The sequence below is a fragment of the Paenibacillus tritici genome, assembly GCF_018207515.1.
GTDB lineage: Bacteria > Bacillota > Bacilli > Paenibacillales > Paenibacillaceae > Paenibacillus_AQ > Paenibacillus_AQ tritici.
Window position 1 is genome coordinate 633,053 of the sequence record NZ_CP073365.1, and the last position, 25,205, is coordinate 658,257.

Here is a 25,205-nt window from a genome sequence, read left to right on the forward strand (position 1 = left end):
ATTTGCTGTTTCTTCTTGCGGGCGAATAGGAGTGAGAGAGACGGGGGATAATCAGAGCAATAGACATGCGACAGGAGGGACGTCTGTGAAGAATAAAGAGACTGTACGGAACAATGAATCTGCTGGTAACCTGTCAGCGAATCAACCGCTGAGCCTATCACTGGATGAGACGGTAGCACAGTTCAAGCGGATTTTTAATAATGACGGCACGCTGAGAGTCCGGATTATTGAGAATAACCAAGGCGTCCCTGTCCGTAGCGGCTTGATTTATGTGGATGGAATGGTGGATCGGAATCTTATTCAGAATGGAATTGTTAAGCCGGTAATGGCCTATGAATGCACTGAAGAAGAGAACGTGGACCCGGCAGGTCTGATGGAGACCCTGCGGATGGAAGTCATTAGTATCGCTGATATTATGGCTTCTGTGGAGCTGGACGAACTGGTCGGAGCTGTCGTTAGCGGGAAGACGGTGTTCTTGCTCGATGGCTATGCCGGAGCGTTGATCATTGGCGCCCAGGGATGGGAAATACGGGCCATAGAAGAGCCTACAACGGAAAAAGCGGTCCGGGGCCCCAGAGAAGGCTTCACCGAATCGTTGCTGGTGAACCTGACCCTGATCCGCCGCAAGGTGCGGAATTCCGACTTGAAGTTTGTATTCACGGAGATTGGAACACGCAGCAAGACACAGACCTGTATCTGTTATATGGAGAGTCTGGCCTCGCCCGACATTCTTAAGGAGCTGTATGACCGGCTTGCGCGTGTGGAGATTGACCACATCCTCGATACGGGGTATCTGGCTGAACTCATCCGCGACGAACCCTATTCGCCGTTCGAGATGATAGGAAGTACAGAGCGGCCGGATTCCCTGGTCAGCAAAATGATGGAGGGCAGAATCGGGCTGCTGATTGAGGGCACTCCGTTTGTTTTGACACTGCCGTATGTGTTTGTGGAGAATTTCCAGGCCAGTGAGGACTATTATATCAATTATTATTTCGCTTCTTTTAACCGGCTGCTGCGGGTCCTTGGCGCGTTCATGTCGATCAGCATTCCAGCCGGGTATGTCGCACTCGTTACGTATTCCCAGGAGATGGTCCCCACCTTACTGCTGCTGAGTATAGCTACCGCCCGGCAATCCGTTCCGTTTCCAACAATAGTCGAGGCGCTGATCATGCTGACCATCTTCGAGGTGCTGCGGGAGGCAGGGGCGCGGATACCGACCTCCATTGGCCAGGCCGTCAGCATCGTCGGGGCGCTGGTGCTGGGCCAGGCTGCCGTGGACGCCCGGATTGTCAGCGCGCCGATGGTTATCGTGGTCGGGCTGACAGGAATCACCACACTGCTGAATCCCAGATTAACCGGACCTCTGATTATCGTAAGACTGGCGCTGCTGTTTATCACCTTTTTCCTGGGTATCTACGGGTATTTCTTCGGCCTGCTGGGTCTGGTCATTCACCTGATGAGCCTGCGCTCCTTCGGTGTCTCTTACATGCTCGGGGTAGGTTCGATCCGGCCGCAGGATATTAAGGATACCGCCATCCGCGCACCCTGGTGGGATATGTATCTGCGTCCGGCCATCATCGGAGCGCGCAATATGAGACGGAAGCCGTCCAAGAAGACGGCCAAACGGTCATGAGGCTTCTGCGCAGGGGGATGGCTTCTCTGCTCTCCCTGCTGCTGCTGCTGAACCTCACCGGCTGCTGGAATTACACCGAGGTGGATGATATGGCTATTGTAGCCGGAGTAGCCATAGACAAGAATGAGGCGGACGGCAAGCTGCTGCTTACGGTAGAGCTGGTCGATACCAACGGGGGAATGGACAAAACACAGGCAGGCTTCAAGATGATCAGCCTCAGCGGAGATACGATGTTTGAGATCGTGCGCAATATTATCTCCATAACCGGCAAGAAGCTGTTCTGGAGCCATGCCAAGTCTATTATTTTGAGCCGCGAGGTGGCCAGGGAAGGTCTGATTAAAGCGATTGACTGGTACAGCAGAGATACGGAGACCAGGTCGGATGTATTCATATTCGTGTCCGGGGAGAAGACCGCACGCGAGGTGCTGAACCTGAACAGTACCACGGAAACGATCATGTCGTTTGAATTGGCCCAAATGATGCGGGATGAGAAGTTCATCAGCACGGCGCCGGCGGTGGAAATATGGGATTTTATCGACAAGCTGGAAACGAAGGGAAATAATGCAACTGCACCGATGATAAGTATTCACGAGGAGAACAACAAGCAGAACGAGCGGGTTACGGGTACCGCCATATTCAAGAAGGACCGCATGGTAGGCAGTCTGAATGGCGATGAGAGCAAAAGTATGCTGTTTGTCAAAAATAAAATAAAAGGAGGTGTCCTGGATATGGACGATAAACAGGGGAACCCGGCATACTCTCTGGAGATTATCTCCAATCAGACCAAGGTGAAGCCAAGAATCGTGGACGGCAGACTCCAGATGCAGATTCATACCGTCACCAAGACGGGGCTTGATGAAGTAATGACCCCTCAGGGATTCGGCGAGGGCGAAAGTATTCAGGATATTGAACAAAGAGCGGGGGAACGGCTGCAGACTGATATTCTGGCAGTCATTCACAAGCTGCAGCGGGAATATGATGCCGATGTTTTTGGCTTTGGCGAGATGGTATTCGAGGAGCAGCCCAAGGTGTGGGCTAAGGTTAAGGATCACTGGCTGGATACGTTCGCCGATCTGGATGTGACTGTCAGCTCCAAGGTGATTATACAGAGCAGCGCAAAGACATCGCGGGCCATCAGACCGGGGGATTGATCATGGTCATTTACGTTATTATCATCTACGTTTTCGTGGCGGTACTTGATCCCTATGGTCTGCTGAAAAAAAGAATGAAGCGGGATTTCCTGGTCTGCTCCGCCTTATATCTGATCTCCTTCTCCCTGGCCTTCGCGCTGGCGATGCATTGGGAGATTCCCAGTCCGACCCCGCTGATTGTCGATTGGGTGAAACGGTTATACTAGAGCGCACTCCTGAAGGAGGATAGTCAGCATGAGCAAAGAGATTATACCGGCGGGGCAATCCATCAGCATAGTAGTATTATTTATCAGCGGCAGCTCCCTGTTCATGGGGACATCGAGCCAGTCCGGCAACGGGAGCTGGATTGCCCAGCTTTTGGCGATATTACTGGCCGTCCCGCTCGTACTGATCTATGCGAGACTTCATGTGCTGTTCCCGGGGAAGGATCTGTACGATATGCTGATCTCTGTATTCGGTTCAGTCTTCGGGCGGATGCTCTCCTGTCTGTATATCTGGTATGCTTTACATCTGGGCGCGCTGGTGCTGCGCAATTTCGGGGAGTTCAGCAAGACGGTGGCGTTAACCTCCACCCCGATGCTGGCCCCTATGCTTGTAATTGGCTTGCTCTGCATCTGGGTGGTCAATGCCGGGATAGAGGTGATTGGGAGAAGCGCAAAGTTCCTGCTGCTGTTCTCCTTCATTGTGATCGTCTTCATTCAACTGCTCTCTGTGCCCAAGTTCGAATATCATCATATGAAGCCGATGCTGGAGACCGGCTGGGGGCTTGTATTTGCTGATACAGCAGGCTCCTTTACCTTTCCCTTCGCCGAGATTGTGATCTTCCTGGGTGCCTTCGGGGCAATGCCTGCCAAAGGCTCGGCCAGAAGGGTGCTGATTGGCGGTACGCTGATTGCCGGGTTGATCATTATCATGATTACGCTGCGCAACCTGCTGGTGCTCGGTCCGGACATTCTTTCCAGCCTGTATTTCCCTTCGTATGTGGCGGTGAGCCGGATTAATATCGGTGATTTCTTGACCCGGATTGAAGGCTCGGCCGCCATCGTATTTGTCACGGCGCTATTCATTAAAGCCAGCTTGTGCCTGTACGTGACCTCCAATGGAGTGAGCAAAGTATTCAAGCTTAAAAGCTACAGGTCCGTGGTCCTCCAGATGGGGCTCATCATGGTGTACCTATCCGATTTCATCTACGCCGATATTATGGAAATGCAGTCTTTCGCCTATCATATCTATAAGGTGTATGCACTCCCGTTCCAGGTGTTCATTCCCGTGCTTCTGTGGCTTACCGCAGAGCTGCTCACCCGCAGAAAGGGTGGCAGGCAGGGGAGCCTCCAGGGGCAAAAGCAGCAGCCGGAGTGAATGTACCTCTTACAAGTATTTATAAGTACTGCTGCCGCCGCCCTGCATTGCGGGGTTGTTTGGTTTCGTCCTATGCCCAAGTTAGCTATAATGAGAGACAGAGAGAATCTCATAGAATAGGTTATGAAAGGCGTGAAGACAGATGAGTGTATCCAGCATTGTAATGTCCTCACACTGGGGCAGGGAGGTCAGACATAAGCTTGTCTCGCAAGGCTCCAAGGTATTGGCGGTGGTATTTCCGGGACAGAATTATTCCGCCGAGCGGCCGCTGCTGGAGTATGCGGGCAAGCTGGCCAGGGAATACGGCTGTGACCTGCTGCTGCTGGAATATGGCTACCAGACTGCAAGGGTGCCCTTCAAGCGCGAGGAGATTGATATTGTTGCCGAAGAATGTAAGGTGGCACTTGCTTCACTACCCGAATATGAGCAGCTGCTGTTCATCAGCAAGAGTATGGGGACCATCGTTGCCGGTAAAGTGGCAGCAGAACCGGGGATGGGGGAGAAGGTCTCCCATCTGTTCCTCACACCGGTGGCTGAGAGCATCCCGTTCATCAGGCAGAGCCGGGGCAGTGTAATTTATGGCGGGAGTGACCCGATGTTCACCGGGCAGCATTCCGCCGAGCTGAGCGGGCTGAATCAGGTGCGGGTCTACCGGATTGACGACGCCAACCACTCTCTGGAAGTAGAAAGTGTCAATGAATCGCTGGCGGTACTGCTGGTTATTATTAATTTCTATCACGAGTTTTTCCGTGATTCACTGTAGGACAGGTACGAGGTCTATAAATAAGAAGGGGAGATGGACAATATGATTACAGAAGCGGCAATGCTACAGGTGAAGGCTGGACAGACCCGGCAGTTCGAACAGAGCTTCAGGGAGGCCTCCCCGCTGATTGCTTCGATAGACGGCTATTTGGGCCATGAGCTGCAGCATTGTCTGGAGGATGACCACAAATATCTGCTGATTGTCAGATGGCGCAGCCTCGAGGATCATACGGTGGGGTTCAGGGAATCTGCCCAGTATCTGGAATGGAAGGCACTGCTGCATCATTATTACAGTCCATTTCCGGTAGTTGAGCATTACTCGCAGATCAGTCTGAGTTAGGCGGGAAGGAGGGCTTGTATGCAGGGGAAAGTGATTGGTGAAGGCAGAACGGCGGAAGTTCTGGAGTACGCAGAGGGAACCATTCTTAAGCTGTACCGGGATGAGGTTCCAGAATCGCATGTGGACTTGGAATACCGTATCAGCAGACTGGTACATGCACAGGGAGTGAATACCCCGCAGCCCCATGAACGGGTGATGGAGGGGGAGCGGCACGGCATCGTCTATCAGCAGATTCCGGGCCCTTCGCTGCTTAAGCTGATGGACGGGAAGCCGTGGCTGATTCTGAGCTGCCTCAGGCAGATGGCGGCTCTTCACTACAGCCTGCATCAGCTTGAAGGCGTGGGAGAAGCAGGAGAACAGAAGCAGCGGCTGGAGCATAATATTATTGCTGCACCTATGCTTGAGACCGGAGAGAAATCGCAGATTCTGTCCCATCTTGCGCGGCTGCCGGACGGGAAGAAGCTGTGTCATGGGGATTTCCATCCGGACAATATTCTGATGGATGACAAGCTGTGGGTGATTGACTGGATGACTGCGGTCACCGGCAACCCTGCGGCGGATGTGGCACGGTCTGTCATCATGTTCCGTATCGGGGCCATGCCTGAGCGGGCTTCTCTGTTCACTAAAGCGTTCATAGGGTTCGCCAGACAACGGATGACGGCGCAGTATATCCGCAAGTACCTGAAGTGCTCGGGCTTGACCCGTGCAGATATCGAGCCGTGGATTCTTCCCGTGGCGGCCGCGCGGCTGGTGGAGGGGCTGTCCATACCCGAGAAGGAGCTGCTGGTCCGGGAGATCCGCAAACGTCTGAGAGCTTTGCCCCGCGAACAATAGTATTTCATAGAGAAGGCAGGTGTGCAGAGGATGAGTACATATATTGCATTGCTGCGCGGCATTAATGTCGGCGGCAACAAGATTATTAAGATGCAGGAATTGAAGGCGATGTTCACCTCTCTCCAATATGAGAACGTGCGGACCTATATTCAGAGCGGTAACGTTGTATTTGAGAGTGAAGCCACTTCTGCCCCGCAGCTTGCCTTGACGATCAGCCAAAATATTCAGCAGACCTTCGGCTTCGAGGTAGCAGTGATCATCCGTTCCCTGGAGGAACTGGAGGCAGTGATTACGGGCAATCCGTTCCCGCTGACGGAGCCGGAGGCCTTCAAGCGTCTGTATGTTTCGTTCCTGGCAGCGGAGCCTGCACCTGAAGCGCTGGAGAAGCTCCGTGTTTATGAGGATGGACCCGATAAGGTGCGGGTAATCGGCAAGGAATTGTACAGCTGCTATGAGGTGAGTGTAAGCGAATCGCCGCTGTTCAAGGTGCAGTTCGACAAGCTGCTGGGCACCACCCTTACCGCGCGCAACTGGAACACGCTGAACAAAGTAGTGGCCTTGGCCCGCAAGCCGTGAAGGAAGCAGCCTCCTTCTTCTAACTTCTAATCCCTGCCACCGCCCCCGTCCGGGCAGCATGCCGCTTCAGCGGTATACTGCCCGGACGGGGTATTTGGCATGTCCGGCACGGCCTGTATGATTCAGCAAACATTCAGCGGGTTTTCATTATGAGTTAAGGTACGGATGCCATAATACACCTAACTAATGAAGGAATCGGAGTGAATCAATCCATGAAATTACTGAAAAGGCCGGGTACCGATGTTGTACTGCTGATGATTCTGCTGCTGGCAGCCGTTCTATACGGCTATGGGATCTGGAATGAACAATATGCCAATACCTACTATACAACCGCAGTGGGGAGTATGCTGCAGAGCTTCCATAACTTTTTCTTCGTATCTCTGGATTCGGCAGGGTCCGTAACGGTGGATAAGCCGCCGGTAACCTTCTGGCTGCAGACCTTAAGCGCGCTAATCTTCGGCCTGCATGGCTGGAGCGTCATTCTGCCGCAGGTACTGGGCGGTGTAGGCTCGGTGTTACTAGTCTATCTGCTGGTGAAGCCTGCATTCGGCAAGGCAGCGGCACGGCTCGCGGCGCTGGTTATGGCGGCTACTCCGGTAGCAGCGGCGGTAAGCCGCACGAACAATATTGACGCGCTGCTGGTATTCACTCTGCTGCTGGCTACATGGTTTCTCTTCAGGGGGACCAGAAGCCACCGGCTGGGCAGCTTACTGGCTGCATTCGGGCTGATCGGTGTAGCCTTCAATGAGAAGATGCTGCAGGCCTATATGGTCCTTCCGGCCTTCTACCTCTTCTATCTCCTGGCAGCCAAGGTGAACTGGAAAAAGAAGACCGGGACGCTTGCCGCCTGCACTGCTGTGCTGCTGGCAGTATCTCTCTCCTGGGCAGTAATTGTGGACTCCATCCCTGCGGATAAGCGGCCCTTTATTGGCAGCAGCGGCACCAATTCTGTACTTCATCTGGCATTTGGCTATAACGGTGTATCCCGTCTGACCGGTGACCGCAGTATGGGCGGGAGTGGTGGCTTCGGCGGCGGCATGCCCCCGATGAACGGCGACATGCCGGAATTCAGCGGTGGATTCCCGGCAATGGATGGAACGGACAGGGCAGGTGAGACAGGCGGACAGGAGCAGAACCGGGATGCCGCAGCCGGAGATGATCAGGTCCGGGGCAACGGCGGAGCTGCACCGGGCCTGGGTGACGGAGAGCGGGGAATGGTTCCGGGCGGCCAGAATGGCAGGATGCAGGATCAAGAGGCCGGAGACGGCTTCGGCGGAGGAGGTCGAGAATTCGGCGGCGGCCAGCCCGGACGGGGTGGCGGCATGTTCAACACAGGCACCGCCGGTCCGCTGCGGCTGTTCCAGACGGAGCTGTCCGGCCAGGCCAGCTGGCTGCTGCCGTTCGTGCTCTTCGGCAGCATCGGGATCTTCGCCAGCCTGCGCCGGAAGAACTTCACCCGGCAGCATATGGAAGCCTTGTTCTGGCTGGCCTGGCTGGTACCGGTCATGGGGTTCTTCAGCATCGCCGGCTTCTTCCACCAGTATTATCTGATTATGATGGCTCCGCCGGTGGCGGCGCTGGCGGGTGCAGGCTGGTCGCAGCTCTGGAGCTATTACAAGGCACCTGCAACCTGGGTGTCCTGGCTGCTGCCCGCAGCAGTGCTTGCTACTACAGTGCTTGAAGTGTACATCATCCATCCTTATAACGATACCATCGGCCGCAGCTGGTCCTTGGGCATTCTGGCCGCCGGTATTGCAGGTTCTGTCCTGCTGGTGATTCTGCGGTTGCTGAAGGCTGTACGGAACAAGTCTTCCTGGTTACATGCAGCAGCCGTAACCGGATTTCTGGTGCTGCTGATTGGCCCGCTCTACTGGTCATTCACACCGATCACCTACGGTAATAACAGCATGACACCCGCAGCAGGCCCGGACAGCGGCAGCTCCTTCGGTTCCTTCGGAATGGGCGGAAGAAATGGCGCGGCCGGAATGAACGAGAATCTTCTGACCTATCTCAAGGAGCATAACACCGGCGAGAAATATCTGTTCGCAGCTATGGATTATGGAACGGCGGGTCCTTATATCATTGATGAAGGCGAGCAAGTCGTTATCCTTAACGGCTTCAATGCGTCGGATACGCCGTATACCACAGATACCCTGAAGACGCTTGTGGCCAGCGGCCAAGTGAAATACTTCCTGGTCACCAGCGGCGGGATGGGCGGCGGACGCGGAGGCAACTCGGAAATCACCGCATGGATCACCGCAAATGGCACAGAGGTTCCGGCCGCAGACTGGCAGGGGACACAAACGGGCAGCAATGGCGGAACCTTATACGAAGTGACCCTTGACTAATCTTCGAATTTCTCAAAAGCTTCACACGTAAAAAAGCAGCGATTCTCGTTATCGGAGAATCGCTGCTTGCTTCAATTGTCCAAATACACTTTCCGGCTTCGTTATTCGGCGTACCGCTAAGGCATAGCCCTCTTCACTCGGCAACCGTTCCCGTGCTTGGCTCTGGTATCGCAGCCGTTCCAGGCTAATGACCATGATTTTAGAAAGATTTGAAGAAACTTTTCACGCTTAAACAGCGGAGAGGACGGACTGATTGTGGAAAAGCGGCAGCGGTCGCCTTGGTCTCCGGATTTTCACCGCTAAGGGGAATGAAAAAAATCTGGAGACCACAGCGATTGGAACAACGGGCCGTTCACGGAGCGTCCCCCCAAGTGCCACGTTGATTTTACTCCAAAATAAAGAGGCTGTCCCAAGCGGCCATTTCATGGCTTTTGAGACAGCTCTTTATGCTGCTTATTCGGCTGGAATTCCTTTAACAGAACCTTAAGCCTTCAGCAAGTCGTGATCGACATACCGCGCTCCGTTCAGCTCGCTGATAATATTGACCGCAACCCTCGCGCCGTCACCGGCAGTGATAATTGCGTGGACACTCAATCCGGCAACGGTTCCGGCTGCCCAGATTCCGTCAATGTTGGTTCTGCCTTCCGGCGAAGCAGCGATTACCGTCTTGATTCTTGGCTCCGTGCCATCCTTGGTCGTTACTCCGGCTGCGGCAGCCAGATCCGTCAGGACACCTGTAGCCAGCACGACATGCTTGGCTTCATAGGAAGCGCCGCTCTCCGTCCCGATGACGAAGCCATCGCCGCTTGCTACAAGTGATGTTGCCTGTCCGGCAACCAGCTCCGCCCCGAATTTCACGGCCTGCTTATGTCCGGTCTCGACGAGGTCCGGTCCGCCGATCTCGCTGATTCCATAATAGTTCTCATACCAGCCTCGGCGGGTCATGCCCTTGTCGTTGTCGATCAGCAGAGTTTTTTTGCCGGCCTTGGCAGCGAACAGGGCAGCGCTTGCACCGGCAGGACCGGCACCGATAATGGCGATTTCGTACATAATAATTACCTCCTAAATGGTAGTCGGGCTAAGTCTTAATTATATCGTTAACTGCGGCTCATTAGCTAATACGGCAGACGGGGGAGCGAGACCTTGAAGCAGGCCCCCTCATCCGGGGGACTGGATACAGTAATTTCCCCCTGATGCGCTTCGGCAATCGCTTGGGTAATAGATAATCCGAGTCCTGAACCGCCGTATTTGCGTGTGCGGGATGAATCGCTGCGGTAGAACCGGTCGAAGACATGGGGGAGATGCTCCGCAGAGATGCCGGAGCCGTTATCCTTCACCGTCAATTCTGCTGCTTCACCATGGACATGAAGTGAAATGTGGATACTCCCGTGCTCTGCATCCGTATGTTGCACCGCATTGTGGAATAGATTAAGAAGGATCTGCTTAATCTGGTCAGGATCAACAAGGCAGCGTATGCCGCCGGAAAGGTCGAAGAGGACGTTACGCTCTCCGGCCAATACCAGCAGCTGTGGCCGCATCTCTTCAATTAGCTCATCCAGCAGTACATGCTTGACCCTGAGCTGCGGAGCACCGTCCATCCGGGCCAGCAGCAGCAGGTCCTCTACCAGCTTGTTGATCCGCCTGGCTTCTCCGTGCATACTGTTCAGCGCGCTGTACAATTGTTCCCGGTTATCGGCAGCTCCGCGGAGCAGCACTTCCAGGAAGCCGTAGATGGAGGTCAGCGGCGTCCTCAGTTCATGAGAGGCATCGGCTGCGAACCGGCGCATCTGCTCTTTCGCCTCACGCTCATTCTGGAAGGAAATCTCCAGCCGCTCCAGCATTCCGTTGAAGGACTGGGAGAGCTGGTCGATCTCAAGCTGGCCCTGCTCGACAGGGAACCGCACATTAAGGTTGCCGGCATCTATGATCTGGGCGGACTTCCTCATATTGGACAGGGGAATCAGTGTCTTGCGCAGCGCCGGCAGATACAGGAGCAAGCCGGCCAGCAGAGCCGCTACTGACAATGCGCCGTAGATAAGCAGCTGCCGCAGAATGACATCCTTAAGCGGCCCGGTCTCGACACTCATCTGGAGAAGCATTCTGGCTGCTCCAGGCCTGCCCAGCTTCATGAAGACAGCCAGATGCTCGCGGCCATCCCCGGCGGTAATCAGCCGGTAGTCACCTGTAGACTTGTCCGGGGTGAGCTTCAGCAGGCGGATATATTCCGCGCTGCTCATTCTTGGTGCCGGTGAAGCCGACAGGGTCTCTTCCTGCAAGTCCCTGAAGCTGCCGTCCGGGCTGTAGATTGCTATCGTGGTATGGGCGTCCAGCAATAGGGGGCGGCGGTCGCCCGGGTGTCTGTTGCCTGTTCCGTTTACTGTACCTGGCAGATTGAAGAAGTCATAGGGAACCGAGCGGATCTGGGTTTCCATGGCCTCTGCCCGGTTGCTGTATATGAAATTCCGCATGAGCACATATTGGAGTACGCCGATCAATATAAGCAACCCGGAGAGAATAAGCAGCGAGGTGGCGAGCAGCTGTTTGCGCAGGGAGCGCGGTGCCGGGAAGTTGCCCAGGAGCCTCCGGGTCCGGGCAATCATACCAGATCCACCCGGTACCCCGCGCCGCGCAGGGTGCGGATAATCCGGTGCTCCTTGTCACCGAGCTTCTCCCGGAGGGAGCGGATATAGACCTCCACAATATTCTCCTCTCCGCCAAAATCATATCCCCAGACCCTGTCGAGGATCATCGGTTTGCTTAGCACCAGACCATGATTGATCACCAGGTATTGCAGCAGCTCATATTCCGTCGGAGACAGCTCCAGCACCTCGTCCTTATGGCGGATTTCCTTGCGGCGGCCGTCAATCCGGAAGGGGCCGCAGCGTACCTCGCCAAGCAGTCCCGGGAACTGGTTGCGCAGCCGCGCCTGAATGCGGGCCAGCAGCTCGTCGAAGCTGAACGGCTTGACCATATAGTCATCCGCGCCGGTAGACAGGCCTTTGACCCGGTCATCCACTTCATCCTTGGCGGTCAGCATAATCACAGCCACCTCCGCCTCCTCTGAACGGAGACAGCGGACGACCTCGAAGCCGTCCATGCCGGGCATCATGACGTCGAGAATGACCACATGCGGCTTGAACGCTGCGGCCGCAGCGATGGCACCCGCCCCATCCGGGGCAGTCTGTACTTCAAATCCTTCATGGGTCAGGCCCAGTTCCAGGAACTGAAGGATATGCGGCTCATCATCCACCAACAGCAGACGGACACCTTGTGCTGCTCTCATTTGGAAATTCCTCCATATTCAGTATTCTGTGATTGTAGTATGTCCATAGTATGACAATGCCGGTTGAACGTTTGCTGAAAATAGGACTTTGGAGCCAAGGATTGGATTCAGAAATGTCGTTCAGGGTTAATCATAATGGTTAATCTAATTATACGGAAATAGGAAGCTGTGAAATAAGAAATATAGCTGGAATTTAAAAGTTATCAGGCAGGCAATAAAGGGTTTTGACGGTGGAGATCGAACACTTTACAATAAGGATACCAACCGGGTTTTGCGTGCTCCAATGGAAATCCGGCAGCTTGTCCCGTTAGTCTCTCTCCTCCCCGTTTCAATCCCGTATTCATTCCTGTCATGGGCATTTCTTATGGTCTGCTTCTTGTTACTGCACAACACTAATTACTGCACAGCATTAATCATTCATCCTATTTATTACATGCTTCATCACCCATAAGTCAAGGAGGCTCTTCCATGAAGAAAAAAGAGATGGTAGCCATGCTATTGGCGGGAGGCCAAGGGAAAAGATTAAAAAGTTTGACTAAGTCGATTGCCAAACCGGCTGTTTATTTCGGAGGAACCTACCGCATCATCGACTTCCCTTTAAGTAATTGCTCGAATTCGGGGATTGACACAGTGGGTGTACTGACACAGTATGAACCGCTGGTGCTGCATTCGTATATCGGAGTTGGCAGTGACTGGGATCTGAACCGCAAGGATGGCGGCGTATTTGTATTGCCTCCGCATGAACGGGAGAATGGAAGCAGCTGGTACCGGGGAACGGCGGATGCGATTTACCGTAATCTCAAGTTTGTGGATCAGTTCGATCCGGAGCATGTGTTAATTCTGTCGGGAGACCATATTTACAAGATGGATTATCATGCCATGCTGCAATATCACAAATCCAAGAACGCCGACTGCACCATCTCGGTCATTGACGTTCCCCTGGAGGAAGCGAGCCGGTTCGGCATACTGAATACGGAAGATGATCTCAAAATTTACGAGTTCGATGAGAAACCAGCCCATCCTAAGAGCACACTTGCTTCTATGGGGGTATATATTTTCAAATGGGATGTGCTCCGCAAGCATCTGCTTGAGGACGGGGAGAACGCCGGCTCGTCCCATGATTTCGGCAAGGACATTATTCCAATGATGCTGGATGAGGGACAGTCCCTCTATGCTTATCCTTTTGAAGGCTACTGGAGAGATGTGGGTACGGTAGACAGCCTGTGGGAAGCGAATATGGATCTCCTAAGCGACACGCCTCCACTGAATCTGAATGATACCGGCTGGAGAATCTTCACCCGCAATCCGAATCAGCCCGCACAATATGTTGCCCCGGGAGCGAAGGTCTCCAGCTGCATCATTAATGAAGGCTGCATCGTGCACGGCGAGGTGAAGCATTCGGTACTCTTCTACGGAGTGGAAGTGGGCGAAGGCAGTGTAATCACCGATTCTGTTATTATGCCCAAGGTGAAGATCGGCAAGAACGTGAGAATTCACAAAGCGATCATCAGTGAAAACACGGTCATTGAGGATAATATGGAAATCGGCATCGACCGGGAGAATGAGGACGAAATTCTGCTGATCGACAAACGAAGTAAGAAGCTCAAAGCTGTAGCAGCCAAAACCATATAACCACAAGAGGGCGGGGGATTCCGATGAAAGAGCTTATGGGCGTAATTAATCTTGATCATGAACTGGATAATCTAAATGAATTGACCTATTTCCGCTGCGGGGCAGCGGTCCCCTTCGCCAGCCGTTACCGGCTGATTGATTTCGTCTTGTCCAACATGATGCGCGCGGAGCTGGAGAGCGTAGGGCTGTTCGTCCGCCGCAAATACCGTTCGCTGATGGATCACCTCGGCGACGGCAAATCGTGGGATATGAACCGGAAGCATGGCGGGCTGTTCATTCTGCCGCCGGACTGGAATGACCCTACAGACACCTCCCTGGGAGACCTGCAGCATTATCATAACAATCTGGATTTCTTCAAGCGGGCTGCGGCCAAATATATTGTCTTCTCCGGCAGCCAGCATATTAATACGGTGGATCTGCAGGATCTGTATCAGTACCACCTGGAGCAGGGCGCAGATGTAACTATGGTCTATAAGCAGATCGACGAGCTTCAGCCGGAGCATGATCCGTGCCTGCGCGTGGAACTGAATGATGATAACGAGGTAACCAATATCCACCATGAGAAGCATCATCCCAATGTGTATCTGGATATTTTTATCATGGAGAAGAAGCTGTTCCTGGAGCAGGTGGAGCATTGCATCGCCCATGGCGAGAGTTATTTCTTCCGCGATGCCATTCAGAAGAACCGCCACAAGTTCAAAATCTCCGCCTATGAATATACGGGTTATCATTCTGTAATCAACTCGCTGGAGAGCTACTACAAGAATAGCCTGGAGCTGCTGAAGCAGGAGAATTATTTCGGCCTGTTCAAGGAGAGTCCGGTGCAGACCAAGATTAAATATGAAGCTCCTACCCGTTATCTGGACAGCGCGTCGGTCAGCAATTCGCTGGTTGCCAACGGCTGTGTGATCGCCGGAACGGTGGAGAATAGTGTAATCTTCCGCGGTGTGCAGGTCCGTAAGGGTGCCAAGATTATCAACTCTGTCATTATGCAGAAATGCGTCATTGAAGAGAATGCCGTCATTGAGAATGTCATCATGGACAAAGATGTGCATCTTAGTAAAGACCGGATACTCGTGGGTGACAGCAGGCGTCCATTTGTCATAGCCAAGAGCAGCAAGATATAATATCTGGATCAGGGGAAATGTTCCGCTTCGGGGCATTTCTTCTGATCCAGTGTTGTAATAGGCCCTATTTTCTACAAATACAAGTATCTGTTAGGAGGAACCTGCCGTTGTTCAACGATAAAGAGACTTTCAAGCAAGTGTTCCGTGAGAAACTCATCGGGAAATTAGGCAAGCCGCTTGAGGAAGCTTCCAATGCTGATATTTATAATATTCTCGGCAACATGATCCGTGAGAGTGCGGGGAAGGACTGGGCAGCCACCAATCAGAAGTTCAAGATCGACAAGGATAAGCAGGTGTATTATTTCTCCATGGAGTTCCTGATCGGCAGGCTGCTCGGAAATAACCTGCTGAATATGGGTGTGCTGGAAGTAGTTCGGGAGGGCCTCTCGGAGCTGGGCTTCTGTCTGCAGGACATCGAAGAGGTAGAAGCGGATGCCGGACTTGGCAACGGGGGGCTGGGCCGCCTGGCCGCCTGCTTCCTGGACTCGCTTGCTTCTCTGCAATATGCAGGTCACGGCTGCGGCATCCGTTATAAATACGGCTTGTTCGAGCAGAAGATTGTAGACGGCTATCAGGTCGAGCTGCCGGATTACTGGCTGCAGAATGATAATGTGTGGGAAGTGCGCCGCGAAGACAAGCAGGTAGAGGTGCGGTTCTGGGGACAGGTGGATACCCGCTGGGAGAACGATGAGCTTGTGTTTGAACACAAGGACTATGAAGCCGTACGGGCGGTCCCTTATGATATTCCGGTCATTGGTGCGGACCGCAGACATGTGAATACGCTGCGGAACTGGAGTGCGGAGTCGATCACCCAGCCTTCGAGAGTCTTCGGTTCTCTGGGCGGAACGGATTATCACAAGTTCCTGGAATACAAGCGGTCCGTGGAATCCATCTCGGAATTCCTGTATCCCGATGATTCCCAGTACGAAGGCAAGCTGCTTCGGCTGAAGCAGCAATATTTCCTGTGCAGTGCCGGTCTGCAGAGTATTATACGGACCTTCGCCAAGACGGGCGTGCCGATTGAGAGCCTGGCGGACAAGGTGGCCCTGCATATCAATGATACTCACCCTACCCTCGTCATCCCAGAGCTGATGCGCATTCTGATGGATGTCTATCAGCTGGGCTGGGATCAGGCCTGGAGCATGACCACCCGGATGGTATCGTATACCAACCATACCATTCTGAGCGAGGCACTGGAGAAGTGGCCTATCGGCATGGTCAGAGAGCTGCTTCCGCGCATCTTCCTGATTATTGAGGAGATCAATGCCCGCTTCTGCGGCGAGCTGATGAGCAAATATCCCGGCGATCAGGACCGGATCAATCAGATGGCGATCATCCATGATGATCAGGTGCGGATGGCGCATCTGGCGATTGTCGCCAGCCATAGTGTGAACGGCGTAGCGGCGCTGCATACGGAAATCCTGCAGAAGCGTGAAATGCGCCTGTTCAATGAGATGTATCCGCACCGCTTCAATAACAAGACCAACGGCATCACGCACCGCCGCTGGCTGCAGCATGCCAATCCTGAGCTGGCCGGACTGATCAGCGAATCCATTGGCACCCGCTGGATGCATCAGCCCCAGGAGATGATCGGGCTGATCAAGTACAGCGAGGATGCCTCCTTCCAGGAGCAGGTAGCCGCCATCAAACGCCGCAACAAGCTGCATCTGGCGGAGTATATCACCAGTAAGCACGGCATCCAGGTAGACCCGGATTCGATCTTCGACGTTCAGGTGAAGCGCCTGCATGCCTACAAGCGCCAGCTGCTGAACGTGCTTCATATTATGCATCTGTATAATCAGATCAAAGATAATCCTTCGATTAATATCGTCCCGCGTACCTTCATCTTCGGTGCCAAGGCAGCGCCGAGCTATCATCTGGCCAAACGGGTCATTAAGCTGATTAACACAGTGGCCGATGTGGTGAACAAAGACCCTGATATTAACGGGAAGATCCGCATCTTCTTCCTGGAGAATTATTCGGTATCTCTGGCGGAGAAGATTATTCCGGCAGCCGATGTAAGTGAGCAGATCTCTACAGCGAGCAAGGAAGCCTCCGGTACCGGGAATATGAAGTTTATGATGAACGGTGCGCTGACCATCGGAACCATGGACGGGGCTAACGTGGAGATGCACGAAATGGTGGGGGATAATAATATGTTCCTGTTCGGACTCCGGGCAGAGCAGGTGCTCGATTACTACCAATACGGAGGCTACCACGCCCGCGATATTTATAATGGCGATGGCCGTGTTAAGGAAGTCCTGGATCAGTTAATCACACCCGGGCCGTTCTGCGCTCATGCCCAGGAGTTCGATACGCTCTTCCAGTCACTGATTGACAACAATGATGAATTCTTCGTGCTGAAGGATTTCGCCAGCTATGTGGAGACCCATGTCAAGATTGATCTGGCTTACCGGAATCAGAAGGAATGGCTCAAGAAGTCCGTGATCAATATCGGCCATTCCGGCAAATTCTCCAGCGATAATACGATTAGCCGTTACGCCTCCGAGATCTGGCATATCAATCCGGTGCGGCTGTAACGCAGGCACAGACAGAGACTGCAGCTTCACAGCTGCAGCTCCGGCCTGAGTAATTACACGTGAAGAAGCCGCTCCAGCCCGCAGGAATGATTCCTGCGGCGGGGCGGCTTTTCTTCAGCTTCAGCGCTTCCTTCTGATTATGGAGCTGGAATTACAGCACCTCAGAGACCATGGCTGCGAACCGTTCAAGGAACCGGCGCTCCTCGTCGTCGAAGCGGTGCTTAAGCGGACTGTCGATATCCAGTACGCCATAGAGGGTGTCTCCTTTGACCAGCGGAACGACGATTTCGCTATTCGAGGCCGCATCACAGGCAATATGTCCGGGGAAGGCATGGACATCGCCTACGACAAGCGTGCGCCGCTCTGAGGCTGCGGTTCCGCATACGCCGCGGCCGAGCGGAATGCGGATACAGGCCGGAAGTCCCTGGAAGGGGCCAAGCACTAGCTCTTTGCCGTCATACAAGTAGAAACCGGTCCAATTGGTGTCCGGTAGAGATAGCTTTAAGAGCGCCGAAGCGTTGGCCAAGTTGGCAATGGCGTTCGGCTCGCCTTCCATAAGTGCCCCGAGCTGGCTTAGAACGGCCTCGAACCGTTCGCTGCGAGTGCCGTCATAAGGCATAGCTTGAAACATGAAGCATCACCTTCCTGTACCTTGAGTCAGTATGAATCCCATAACTGTTAACTATCAAGATAGTACAGGGAAGCGTTATACGTCAAGCATTTAACGAAAGATTAACAGCTTTTACCGCATAGTGGAATAACAGGAAGAGGTGTGAATTCCTGCAGCGCTGATGTTTCCGGGAACGCAGGGCAGGGTAATGTTTTTATAAATACAGCAGGCTAGTAGCTCATCAGTCTTTAAACTGTGGATATAACCTTTTGAGTTTGACTCGTGCATCTTCCGTAGTGAATTGCCAATCCACTCCTTTTTGAACAGCGTTTCGAGTCGATTCCCATTCGGTTAGTTCGCTGGAGAGCTCTTCCATAGAGGGAATCCGTCTGTCTAAACATTGGCTTGTCATGACGCTCAGCTCAATTTCAGCAATGTTTAGCCAGCTGCCATGTTTAGGCGTGTAGTGGATCTCGAGCCGTTTGGCTAGACGCAGCGCCGTCTCGGGTTCAAAAGCTTCATATAACGAGGCAATGGAATGTGTGTTTAAATTGTCCATCACCAAACGAAGGGTCGGTGCGCTCGGGTAATGAACGTCCAAAAGTTCCCGAACTTGCTCCGCCCATTCGATTTTGGTACGTCGTGGACGAACGCTGACATGCCGCCAGCCTGCAAGTGGTTCTGTGAAAATAAAGATACTACAGGTTCCATGGCGTACGTATTCGGAATCTTCTCGCAATGGCTTGGCTGGTTTCATCGGAATGGGGTTGCGCCTATCATCCAGCAGTTGGAAGGGTTTCTCATCCATGCAAATGACAGGACATTCTCTATTGTAGGGCAAATGGTAGACCTCTAGCACATCTTCCATGGCTGCCACAAACGCCGCATTCTGCTTTGGCGGGATACACCAACATTTACGAAGATGGGGTTTGAGTTCGTTTTTTTAAAATCCGATCGACCGTGTCGTACGAAATGCTGTCAATGTACCCCAGTTCTACGGTCTTATCTGCCAACAGCCGAAGGGTCCACCGACTTCTTCCCACCGGTGGTGTACTGCAACTGAGCGCGATGATTCTCGCCTCCAATTCGCCAGTCACTTTTGGAGGATTGGGCGGAGTCAGTCTCTTTTTTCGTTCAAGCGCCGCCTGCATTCCGTTCACTGCAAAGGACTTGCGCACCAGATATACGGTGTTCGTATGGATGTGTAGCTGCTTGGCAATTTCTACATCTGTAAGTTTTCCGTCCAGTCGATTCTCATCTGCCCACAACAGAATTTGGGCTCGCCGAAGAGATCGTGCGGCCACCTTTCCTTTTGAGCAAATCTCCACTAATTCATTCTGCTGATTTGCGGTTAAGCAAACGGTATATTCACGGTTTCTCATAGTCGACACCTCTTTTTATCTCGACTATATCACATTCACCATATTTTAACTATTTTAAATCTGATGCTCTACTAGTAGCCAGAAGGAGTGGAACATGCGCGCCGACGTACAGAACTTGTTTATTGGAATCCATATGCTTTATTGTGCACATGAGAAGGATCTGACACTGACGGAAATGTTGCCGGAGCTGGAGAATCTGGGATACCGGGTGGCGGAGCGCGAAGTGAAACAGGAGCTGGAACGGCTGACTCAGGAGAATTTCCTCACGGCCCATGGCGACGCCTATAGTGTTACGGGAACGGGCATTGAAGAATTCAAGGCGATTCAGGCCAAGCTTGGAGTGCTGTGTACTGAAGTGCTTAAGCCGGTTAAGGCAGCGGGTGCTTCGGGCTAAGTCTGTACCTGGTATCGGGTGAAAACTTGTATTTCGCATAAAGCGGAGCGTCTGACCCTGTGGCAATAAGCCATACGGTGCAGACGCTATTTTTGCGGAGTTCGTGTATACTTATAAAGGTGAAAGGGGTCGGAAACATGTATGTATGCGGCGGTGTGATCCCGGAATTAAGCGGACGAAACGTACGGCTGCGGGCAATGGCTGCCGCAGATGCGCCGGCCCTGCTGGGGATCTGGAGTCATTCTGAGGTGGCTCCCTGGCTGGATGGGCCGCCTCTGTCTTCAGTTGAGGATGCGGAAGCGCTGATTGCTCTGCTGACAGAGTGGGCCGCGGAGGAAGAAAGCCTGCGCTGGAGCATCCTCGGACCGGATGGCGATGTCATCGGGAGCTGCGGGTATAACCACTGGCAGCTGGAGGGCGCCTACCGGGGGGAGATCGGATTCGAGCTGTCACCGGCGGCCATGCGGCGGGGATATATGCGGGAAGCGCTGGAGCTGATGCTGGAATTCGGCTTCCGGAGCATGGGGCTGAACCGGATTGAAGCCATCTGCATCCCGGATAATCTCCGGGCGCAGAGACTGCTCACAGGGCTTGGCTTCCGGCAGGAGGGACTGCTGCGGCAGTACCGGCATACGGCTTCCGGCTACCAGGATGTACAGATGTATTCCCTGCTGCAGGGAGAGGCTGGCGCAGGACGGAGAACATAGAGAGAGGGTATGGGTTCATTGAAGTCACCGGGGGAAATGGAACGGAAGTTAATATTGACGGGCGTATTACTGGCTACTTTTCTGGCAGCGATTGAAGGGACAGTGACCGGGCCTGCGGGGCCGGCTATTGTAGGGGATTTCCAGGGGATGCAGTGGTTAAGCTGGATCTTCACAGCCTATCTGCTGGCGATGGCGGTTACCACGCCTATTTTTGGCAAGCTTAGTGATTTGATCGGGCGTAAGCCCGTGTTCATTGGCGGGGCAGTGGTCTTTTTGGCTGGCTCGCTGTTATGCGGTGTGTCGCAGAGTATGGAGCAGCTGATTATTTTCCGGGGGATACAGGGGATCGGTGCCGGGGCGCTGATTCCGATGACCTTTACCATTATTGGGGACATCTACAGCATCAAGGAACGGGCGAAGACCCAGGGGCTGCTTAGCTCGGTATGGGGGATTTCTTCCCTGGTCGGGCCGCTGCTTGGCGGTTATGTAGTCGATTATTTAAGCTGGCGCTGGGTGTTCGTATTCAATTTGCCGTTTGGCCTGCTGTCGATTATATTCATCTCGCGGTATCTGAAGGAAGAGAAGGTCCGCCGCAAGACGAAGATTGATGTTGCCGGAGTGCTGCTGTTCGCTGCGGGGATGGGTGCGCTGCTCTTCGGTCTTACGACTGGAGGACAGAGTCTCGCCTGGACGTCTCCGCTGCTGCTGGCGATTCTCCTGGCTGCGGTCCTGCTGCTGGTGGTGTTCCTGTTCGTGGAGCGCCGGGCTCCTGAGCCGATGCTGCCGCTGGAGTTGTTCTCTATCCGTAATATTGCAGTCTCTACGGGAGCGAATCTGCTGGTCAGCACCTTGATTATCGGCCTGTCTACCTATGTTCCACTGTGGGTGCAGGGCGTATTCGGCAAAAGCGCGGCCCTCTCCGGCCTGCTCCTGGCACCGATGTCGGTCGGCTGGATGCTGGGCTCCATCGCTGGCGGACGGATGATTCTGCGGGCGGGCTCCCGCCGGACGGGAATGCTGGGGCTGTCACTGATCGTTGTCGCAGCAGTGGGGCTTACGCTGATGAATGCAGATTCCTCCCAGCTGCTGCTGCTGATCCTGATGCTGTTCTGCGGGGTGGGCTTCGGCTATGCTTCAACCGTCTTCACGATTATCGCCCAGTCCTCCGTGCAGCACGAGCAGCGCGGGGCCTCCACGGCACTGAATACCTTCACCCGCTCACTCGGGCAGACGGTGGGGGTGGCTATCTTCGGTTCCTGGCTGAACTTCAATATTGACCGGAGGCTGGCCGAAGAGCCTGGAGCTGCTGCCTCCGGGGCGGATATTAACCAGCTGCTTAACCCGCATAGCGGGAGCGCCTTGTCCGGGGAAGCCTGGAGTAGTCTGCAAGGTGCGCTTGAAGGCGGCCTGCATTCCCTCTTCATTGTCATGGCGGCGTTTGCTGTGATATCTCTGGTCATCTCGGCGGGTCTGGATAAAGGGGTGCCCTCGATTCAAGAGGTACGCACACCCTCCAAGCTATAGCCCTTAACATTCTGTTGTATGCCAAAAACGGCTGCGCGATCCCGGGGGATGCGCAGCCGTTTCTACTTGATGTCTATCGGGCAGTATAGTGAATAGATTCACAACCGCCCATGCCTTAATTAGCTTATTTGCGTGGAAGCGGGGAGAGCTTCTCGGCCTGTAGGCCCATCTTCTTCAGGAGAACAATCATCTGTTCCTTCTCTTCATCGCTCAGTCCGCTGAAGGCAAGGTGCAGACGTTCCGAATATTTCGGATACATCTGATTCATCAGACGTTCGCCCTCTGTAGTCAGCTCGGCAAAAATAACACGGCGGTCACTCGGGCAAGGCTTACGCTGCAGGTAGCCGCGTTCTTCCAGCTTGTCGATGACATAAGTGACGTTGCCGCTCTGCAGCAGCAGCTTGGCACCGATCTGCTGGATCGGCTGTGGTCCCTTGTAATAGAGAACCTCCATTACGGCGAAGGCCGTAGGGTTGAAGCCCTCAATCTTGCTTCCGGTGACGGCATGCTCGTTAATGCTCTTGAAAGACTTGGCAAAAACCCGGTACAAATGCAGTGTCAACTGAGTATCGCGTTCATAGGATTGTATCATGCTTCTCCACCTCTATTGTTAATCGTACGGGCTTAACCGCACGGTTTGGAATACTTTCCTTCCATATCTAGCTTTACAATACGTCAAACAAAGAATGAAGAACATGTCATTTGTCACAATAAGCACACTTTTAATTATAAAAAATTGAACAATCTTTTGAAGGTGCGGGTGAAGGTGAATTTTTTTGCAGCAAAGGCCGGTGTGGTGTTATGATCGCATTACTATGAAGGTTATTTAGGAGATGGAGATTGATATGGAACAGACAGAGGGCTCAGAGGGACTGGGGACCGGGAAGCGGAAAGAGGATCTGATCAGCAAGTATTACGAAGAGGATGAGGACGACGAGGGTATCGTGCTTGATGTGGTGATTGAGGAAGCGGGCTATGAGGCAGGCGATATCCGGATATCGGGAATTTCCTTCCAGGTGCGGAAGGGCGAGCTGCTTGGACTGATCGGACCGAACGGAGCCGGCAAAAGCACAACAATCAAGACGCTGCTCGGTCTCCTGAAGCATGCCAAGGCCCGGGTGAAGCTTGGCGGCGAGAACCAGTCCTATGCCTACGTGCCGGAGCAGCCGGTATTCTACGAGGACCTTACGCTGTGGGAGCATCTGGATCTGGCTGCCGCTGCCTATGGCCTCAGCTATGAAACCTTCGAGTCCACAGCGGAGAAGCTGCTGGTACAGTTCGGTATGACTAATGTGCGTAATGATCTGCCGGCGGGCTTCTCCAAAGGGATGAAGCAGAAGATGATGCTGATGTTAGGCTTCCTGGTGCAGCCGGATGTATATATCGTGGATGAGCCGTTCATCGGGCTTGATCCCAGAGCGACCAAGGACTTCCTGCGTTTGCTTGAAGCGGAACGGGAACGCGGAGCCGGTGTGCTGATGTCCACGCATGTTCTGGATACAGCAGAGCGGATCTGCGATAACTTTGTACTGATCTCCGGAGGCCGGATTGCTGCCGAAGGCACACTGGAGGCTATACGCGTGGAGGCAGGGCTGCCGGAGGGGTCGTTGTTTGATTGCTTCGACGAATTAACATGAGCCGGAATTCATTTGCGTTCCCTACGGCAGGCAGCCTCTTCCGGCGCAGGCTGGCCTCCCATTTCCGCGAGCAGACCAATATTATCCGTACGGCGGTAGACTGGACCGTGCTGCTGTATATCATCATCCCGGGGGGCTTGCTTGGCGGACGCTTCTACTATGGCTTCTGGAAGGGGGAGCTTCCCGCCTGGTTCAGCCATATACCGTATATTCTTGTGCCTTCACTGCTGGCTGTTCTGCTGGCTACCGGAGGGATTGTGCTGCTGCTGCAGGAGGGGGATCTGCTGTTCCTGCGGCAGCGGCAGAGCTGGATACGCACGATCATCAGGCGGGGCATGCTCTATAGCCTGACCGTAACGGCGCTGAAGGTAGTGGTAATCTTCGGTGTTCTGCTTCCGTTCCTGATTCGCGGCTATGGTCTAAGCGCGGCAGGGGTCTACGGTCTGCTGGCGCTGACCATAACCTGCGGCTCTGCCGTTAAGCTGCTGGGCCATCTCGTCAAGGTGCAGCGGCAGGGCTTCCGGCGGCGGCTGTGGCTGATACCGGCAGTAGCCCTGCCGTGCGGGATCTACCTGCGCCTGGCCCTCTTCTGGAAGGACAGCCCGGCGCTGCTGTTCATTGCTGCCGCCGTATACGCGGCAGTGACAGTCTGGGCATTCAGCGTCCGTCTGCGTCTGCGCGGCACCTTCATTAATGATGTGCGCGAAGACTACCGGCAGCGGATGAAGATTGCAGCGATTCTGCTGCGCAGGGTGCTGGACAAGCCGCGGCCAACGCGGTATAAGCCGTGGATCTTCCGCAAATCGCAGCCGCTGCTGGCCTCGAAGGAACCGGAGGGCCGCTTCGCGGCGGCAGCGATTAAGGCAATGCTGCGTAATCCGGCGCACTTCAAGCTCTATCTGTCGTTCACCGGGGTGGCGCTAGTGGCCATCTTTATTGTACCGGTCGTGCTGAAGTGGCTGTTATACGTTGTACTGACGAGCCTGATGGCCTATTGGCTGTCTTCCTTCTGGCTGCTTTTCTCCGGCGATGAGTATATCGGCATTCTGCCATTCACCAAAGCGCAGAAGGCGGATGCGGGCACCAAGGTGATGCCGATTCTGTTAATGCCTTTTGCGGTCCTGTGTTCTGCGCTTGTCTGCATTCCGGCTTATGGCTGGTGGGGAGTGCTGATCTTCATCCCCGTAGGTGCTGCGGCAGGAGTCTGGATCGGCCGCATCTTCAGTGCGTTTAAATTTGCAAGATAACGGAAACAAGGGGCTGTCCCATAAGCCATGAAGTGGCTACTTGGGACAGCCCTCTATTTTGGAGTAAGGTCGACGGGGGCGCTTGGGTGGACGCTGCGTGAACGGACCGATGTTCCAAT

At 53.9% G+C, this 25,205-nt stretch carries 23 protein-coding genes; 17 read left to right on the top strand and 6 right to left on the bottom strand.

The window, feature by feature from the left end; genetic code table 11:
* Window positions 1–85 precede the first annotated feature (85 nt).
* The 9 genes from KDC22_RS02845 (at window position 86) to KDC22_RS02885 (ending at window position 9,003) form a co-directional block, all read left to right on the top strand.
* Complete coding sequence (locus tag KDC22_RS02845; RefSeq protein ID WP_211722009.1) at window positions 86–1,633, top strand: spore germination protein; 1,548 nt, start codon at window positions 86–88, stop codon at window positions 1,631–1,633.
* Window positions 1,630–2,784, top strand: coding sequence for a Ger(x)C family spore germination protein (locus KDC22_RS02850; RefSeq protein WP_211722010.1), 1,155 nt, complete (start codon window positions 1,630–1,632; stop codon window positions 2,782–2,784). Before KDC22_RS02845 ends, KDC22_RS02850 begins: the two co-directional genes overlap by 4 nt.
* A gap of 2 nt (window positions 2,785–2,786) precedes the next feature.
* Complete coding sequence (locus tag KDC22_RS02855) at window positions 2,787–2,990, top strand: hypothetical protein (protein ID WP_173139243.1); 204 nt, start codon at window positions 2,787–2,789, stop codon at window positions 2,988–2,990.
* Between the two features lie 28 nt (window positions 2,991–3,018).
* The gene (locus KDC22_RS02860) at window positions 3,019–4,143 is read left to right on the top strand and encodes a GerAB/ArcD/ProY family transporter (RefSeq protein ID WP_211722011.1); all 1,125 of its coding nucleotides are present in this window, start codon (window positions 3,019–3,021) and stop codon (window positions 4,141–4,143) included.
* Between the two features lie 142 nt (window positions 4,144–4,285).
* Entirely contained in the window at window positions 4,286–4,906 is a 621-nt protein-coding gene (locus KDC22_RS02865) for a BTB/POZ domain-containing protein (RefSeq protein WP_173139247.1), read from the top strand.
* 42 nt (window positions 4,907–4,948) lie between these two features.
* Window positions 4,949–5,245 (top strand): antibiotic biosynthesis monooxygenase family protein, encoded by a 297-nt coding sequence (locus tag KDC22_RS02870; protein ID WP_211722012.1) that lies wholly within the window; start codon window positions 4,949–4,951, stop codon window positions 5,243–5,245.
* Between the two features lie 18 nt (window positions 5,246–5,263).
* On the top strand, window positions 5,264–6,079 hold the full coding sequence (locus KDC22_RS02875) for an aminoglycoside phosphotransferase family protein (RefSeq protein ID WP_211722013.1): 816 nt from the start codon (window positions 5,264–5,266) through the stop codon (window positions 6,077–6,079).
* A 30-nt stretch (window positions 6,080–6,109) separates the two neighbouring features.
* Window positions 6,110–6,655 (top strand): DUF1697 domain-containing protein, encoded by a 546-nt coding sequence (locus KDC22_RS02880; protein ID WP_211722014.1) that lies wholly within the window; start codon window positions 6,110–6,112, stop codon window positions 6,653–6,655.
* Window positions 6,656–6,867: 212 nt separating this feature from the next.
* A complete protein-coding gene (locus KDC22_RS02885; RefSeq protein WP_211722015.1) occupies window positions 6,868–9,003 on the top strand; it encodes an ArnT family glycosyltransferase in 2,136 nt (711 codons plus the stop codon).
* A 483-nt stretch (window positions 9,004–9,486) separates the two neighbouring features.
* Here the strand turns inward: KDC22_RS02885 and KDC22_RS02890 are convergent, their stop codons facing one another.
* From KDC22_RS02890 to KDC22_RS02900, 3 genes are all read right to left on the bottom strand, one after another.
* Entirely contained in the window at window positions 9,487–10,053 is a 567-nt protein-coding gene (locus tag KDC22_RS02890) for an FAD-dependent oxidoreductase (protein ID WP_211722016.1), read from the bottom strand.
* Between the two features lie 65 nt (window positions 10,054–10,118).
* Window positions 10,119–11,603 carry a sensor histidine kinase gene (locus KDC22_RS02895; protein WP_211722017.1) on the bottom strand — a complete coding sequence of 495 codons (1,485 nt, stop codon included), beginning with the start codon at window positions 11,601–11,603 and terminating at the stop codon, window positions 10,119–10,121.
* A complete protein-coding gene (locus KDC22_RS02900) occupies window positions 11,600–12,286 on the bottom strand; it encodes a response regulator transcription factor (protein ID WP_211722018.1) in 687 nt (228 codons plus the stop codon). The genes KDC22_RS02895 and KDC22_RS02900 overlap by 4 nt, the downstream gene beginning before the upstream one ends.
* A gap of 468 nt (window positions 12,287–12,754) precedes the next feature.
* On the opposite strand from KDC22_RS02900, the gene KDC22_RS02905 reads away from it, so the two are divergent.
* The 3 genes from KDC22_RS02905 (at window position 12,755) to KDC22_RS02915 (ending at window position 17,585) form a co-directional block, all read left to right on the top strand.
* A complete protein-coding gene (locus KDC22_RS02905) occupies window positions 12,755–13,918 on the top strand; it encodes a glucose-1-phosphate adenylyltransferase (RefSeq protein WP_173139263.1) in 1,164 nt (387 codons plus the stop codon).
* 23 nt (window positions 13,919–13,941) lie between these two features.
* On the top strand, window positions 13,942–15,045 hold the full coding sequence (gene glgD / locus KDC22_RS02910; RefSeq protein WP_173139265.1) for a glucose-1-phosphate adenylyltransferase subunit GlgD: 1,104 nt from the start codon (window positions 13,942–13,944) through the stop codon (window positions 15,043–15,045).
* A 107-nt stretch (window positions 15,046–15,152) separates the two neighbouring features.
* Entirely contained in the window at window positions 15,153–17,585 is a 2,433-nt protein-coding gene (locus KDC22_RS02915; RefSeq protein ID WP_211722019.1) for a glycogen/starch/alpha-glucan phosphorylase, read from the top strand.
* A 151-nt stretch (window positions 17,586–17,736) separates the two neighbouring features.
* Here KDC22_RS02915 and KDC22_RS02920 read toward each other — a convergent pair whose 3' ends face one another.
* Window positions 17,737–18,216: a GAF domain-containing protein gene (locus KDC22_RS02920; RefSeq protein WP_246553257.1), complete on the bottom strand. Its 480-nt coding sequence runs from the start codon at window positions 18,214–18,216 to the stop codon at window positions 17,737–17,739.
* Window positions 18,217–18,436: 220 nt separating this feature from the next.
* A protein-coding gene (locus tag KDC22_RS02925) for an IS630 family transposase (protein ID WP_211720575.1) occupies window positions 18,437–19,577 on the bottom strand; the annotation gives its coding sequence in 2 pieces (ribosomal slippage) (window positions 18,437–19,139 and window positions 19,138–19,577; 1,143 coding nt in all).
* A 94-nt stretch (window positions 19,578–19,671) separates the two neighbouring features.
* Here KDC22_RS02925 and KDC22_RS02930 point away from each other — a divergent pair.
* From KDC22_RS02930 to KDC22_RS02940, 3 genes are all read left to right on the top strand, one after another.
* Window positions 19,672–19,971, top strand: coding sequence for a hypothetical protein (locus tag KDC22_RS02930; protein WP_036700151.1), 300 nt, complete (start codon window positions 19,672–19,674; stop codon window positions 19,969–19,971).
* Between the two features lie 137 nt (window positions 19,972–20,108).
* Window positions 20,109–20,678 (top strand): GNAT family N-acetyltransferase, encoded by a 570-nt coding sequence (locus KDC22_RS02935; RefSeq protein WP_211722020.1) that lies wholly within the window; start codon window positions 20,109–20,111, stop codon window positions 20,676–20,678.
* Between the two features lie 9 nt (window positions 20,679–20,687).
* Complete coding sequence (locus KDC22_RS02940; protein WP_246553260.1) at window positions 20,688–22,202, top strand: MDR family MFS transporter; 1,515 nt, start codon at window positions 20,688–20,690, stop codon at window positions 22,200–22,202.
* 124 nt (window positions 22,203–22,326) lie between these two features.
* Here the strand turns inward: KDC22_RS02940 and KDC22_RS02945 are convergent, their stop codons facing one another.
* Window positions 22,327–22,794, bottom strand: a complete 468-nt coding sequence (locus KDC22_RS02945) for a MarR family winged helix-turn-helix transcriptional regulator (RefSeq protein ID WP_173139273.1) — start codon at window positions 22,792–22,794, stop codon at window positions 22,327–22,329.
* Between the two features lie 253 nt (window positions 22,795–23,047).
* On the opposite strand from KDC22_RS02945, the gene KDC22_RS02950 reads away from it, so the two are divergent.
* Entirely contained in the window at window positions 23,048–23,839 is a 792-nt protein-coding gene (locus KDC22_RS02950) for an ABC transporter ATP-binding protein (protein WP_211722021.1), read from the top strand.
* The gene (locus tag KDC22_RS02955; RefSeq protein ID WP_211722022.1) at window positions 23,836–25,086 is read left to right on the top strand and encodes an ABC transporter permease; all 1,251 of its coding nucleotides are present in this window, start codon (window positions 23,836–23,838) and stop codon (window positions 25,084–25,086) included. Before KDC22_RS02950 ends, KDC22_RS02955 begins: the two co-directional genes overlap by 4 nt.
* Window positions 25,087–25,205: the final 119 nt, after the last annotated feature.

Coding starts and splice junctions, on each gene's coding strand:
- KDC22_RS02850 (WP_211722010.1), top strand. CDS start 1,630: ATGAGGCTTCTGCGCAGGGGGATGGCTTCTCTGCTCTCCCTGCTGCTG.
- KDC22_RS02855 (WP_173139243.1), top strand. CDS start 2,787: ATGGTCATTTACGTTATTATCATCTACGTTTTCGTGGCGGTACTTGAT.
- KDC22_RS02860 (WP_211722011.1), top strand. CDS start 3,019: ATGAGCAAAGAGATTATACCGGCGGGGCAATCCATCAGCATAGTAGTA.
- KDC22_RS02865 (WP_173139247.1), top strand. CDS start 4,286: ATGAGTGTATCCAGCATTGTAATGTCCTCACACTGGGGCAGGGAGGTC.
- KDC22_RS02870 (WP_211722012.1), top strand. CDS start 4,949: ATGATTACAGAAGCGGCAATGCTACAGGTGAAGGCTGGACAGACCCGG.
- KDC22_RS02875 (WP_211722013.1), top strand. CDS start 5,264: ATGCAGGGGAAAGTGATTGGTGAAGGCAGAACGGCGGAAGTTCTGGAG.
- KDC22_RS02880 (WP_211722014.1), top strand. CDS start 6,110: ATGAGTACATATATTGCATTGCTGCGCGGCATTAATGTCGGCGGCAAC.
- KDC22_RS02885 (WP_211722015.1), top strand. CDS start 6,868: ATGAAATTACTGAAAAGGCCGGGTACCGATGTTGTACTGCTGATGATT.
- KDC22_RS02890 (WP_211722016.1), bottom strand. CDS start 10,053: ATGTACGAAATCGCCATTATCGGTGCCGGTCCTGCCGGTGCAAGCGCT.
- KDC22_RS02895 (WP_211722017.1), bottom strand. CDS start 11,603: ATGATTGCCCGGACCCGGAGGCTCCTGGGCAACTTCCCGGCACCGCGC.
- KDC22_RS02900 (WP_211722018.1), bottom strand. CDS start 12,286: ATGAGAGCAGCACAAGGTGTCCGTCTGCTGTTGGTGGATGATGAGCCG.
- KDC22_RS02905 (WP_173139263.1), top strand. CDS start 12,755: ATGAAGAAAAAAGAGATGGTAGCCATGCTATTGGCGGGAGGCCAAGGG.
- glgD (WP_173139265.1), top strand. CDS start 13,942: ATGAAAGAGCTTATGGGCGTAATTAATCTTGATCATGAACTGGATAAT.
- KDC22_RS02920 (WP_246553257.1), bottom strand. CDS start 18,216: ATGTTTCAAGCTATGCCTTATGACGGCACTCGCAGCGAACGGTTCGAG.
- KDC22_RS02930 (WP_036700151.1), top strand. CDS start 19,672: ATGCGCGCCGACGTACAGAACTTGTTTATTGGAATCCATATGCTTTAT.
- KDC22_RS02935 (WP_211722020.1), top strand. CDS start 20,109: ATGTATGTATGCGGCGGTGTGATCCCGGAATTAAGCGGACGAAACGTA.
- KDC22_RS02940 (WP_246553260.1), top strand. CDS start 20,688: ATGGGTTCATTGAAGTCACCGGGGGAAATGGAACGGAAGTTAATATTG.
- KDC22_RS02945 (WP_173139273.1), bottom strand. CDS start 22,794: ATGATACAATCCTATGAACGCGATACTCAGTTGACACTGCATTTGTAC.
- KDC22_RS02950 (WP_211722021.1), top strand. CDS start 23,048: ATGGAACAGACAGAGGGCTCAGAGGGACTGGGGACCGGGAAGCGGAAA.
- KDC22_RS02955 (WP_211722022.1), top strand. CDS start 23,836: ATGAGCCGGAATTCATTTGCGTTCCCTACGGCAGGCAGCCTCTTCCGG.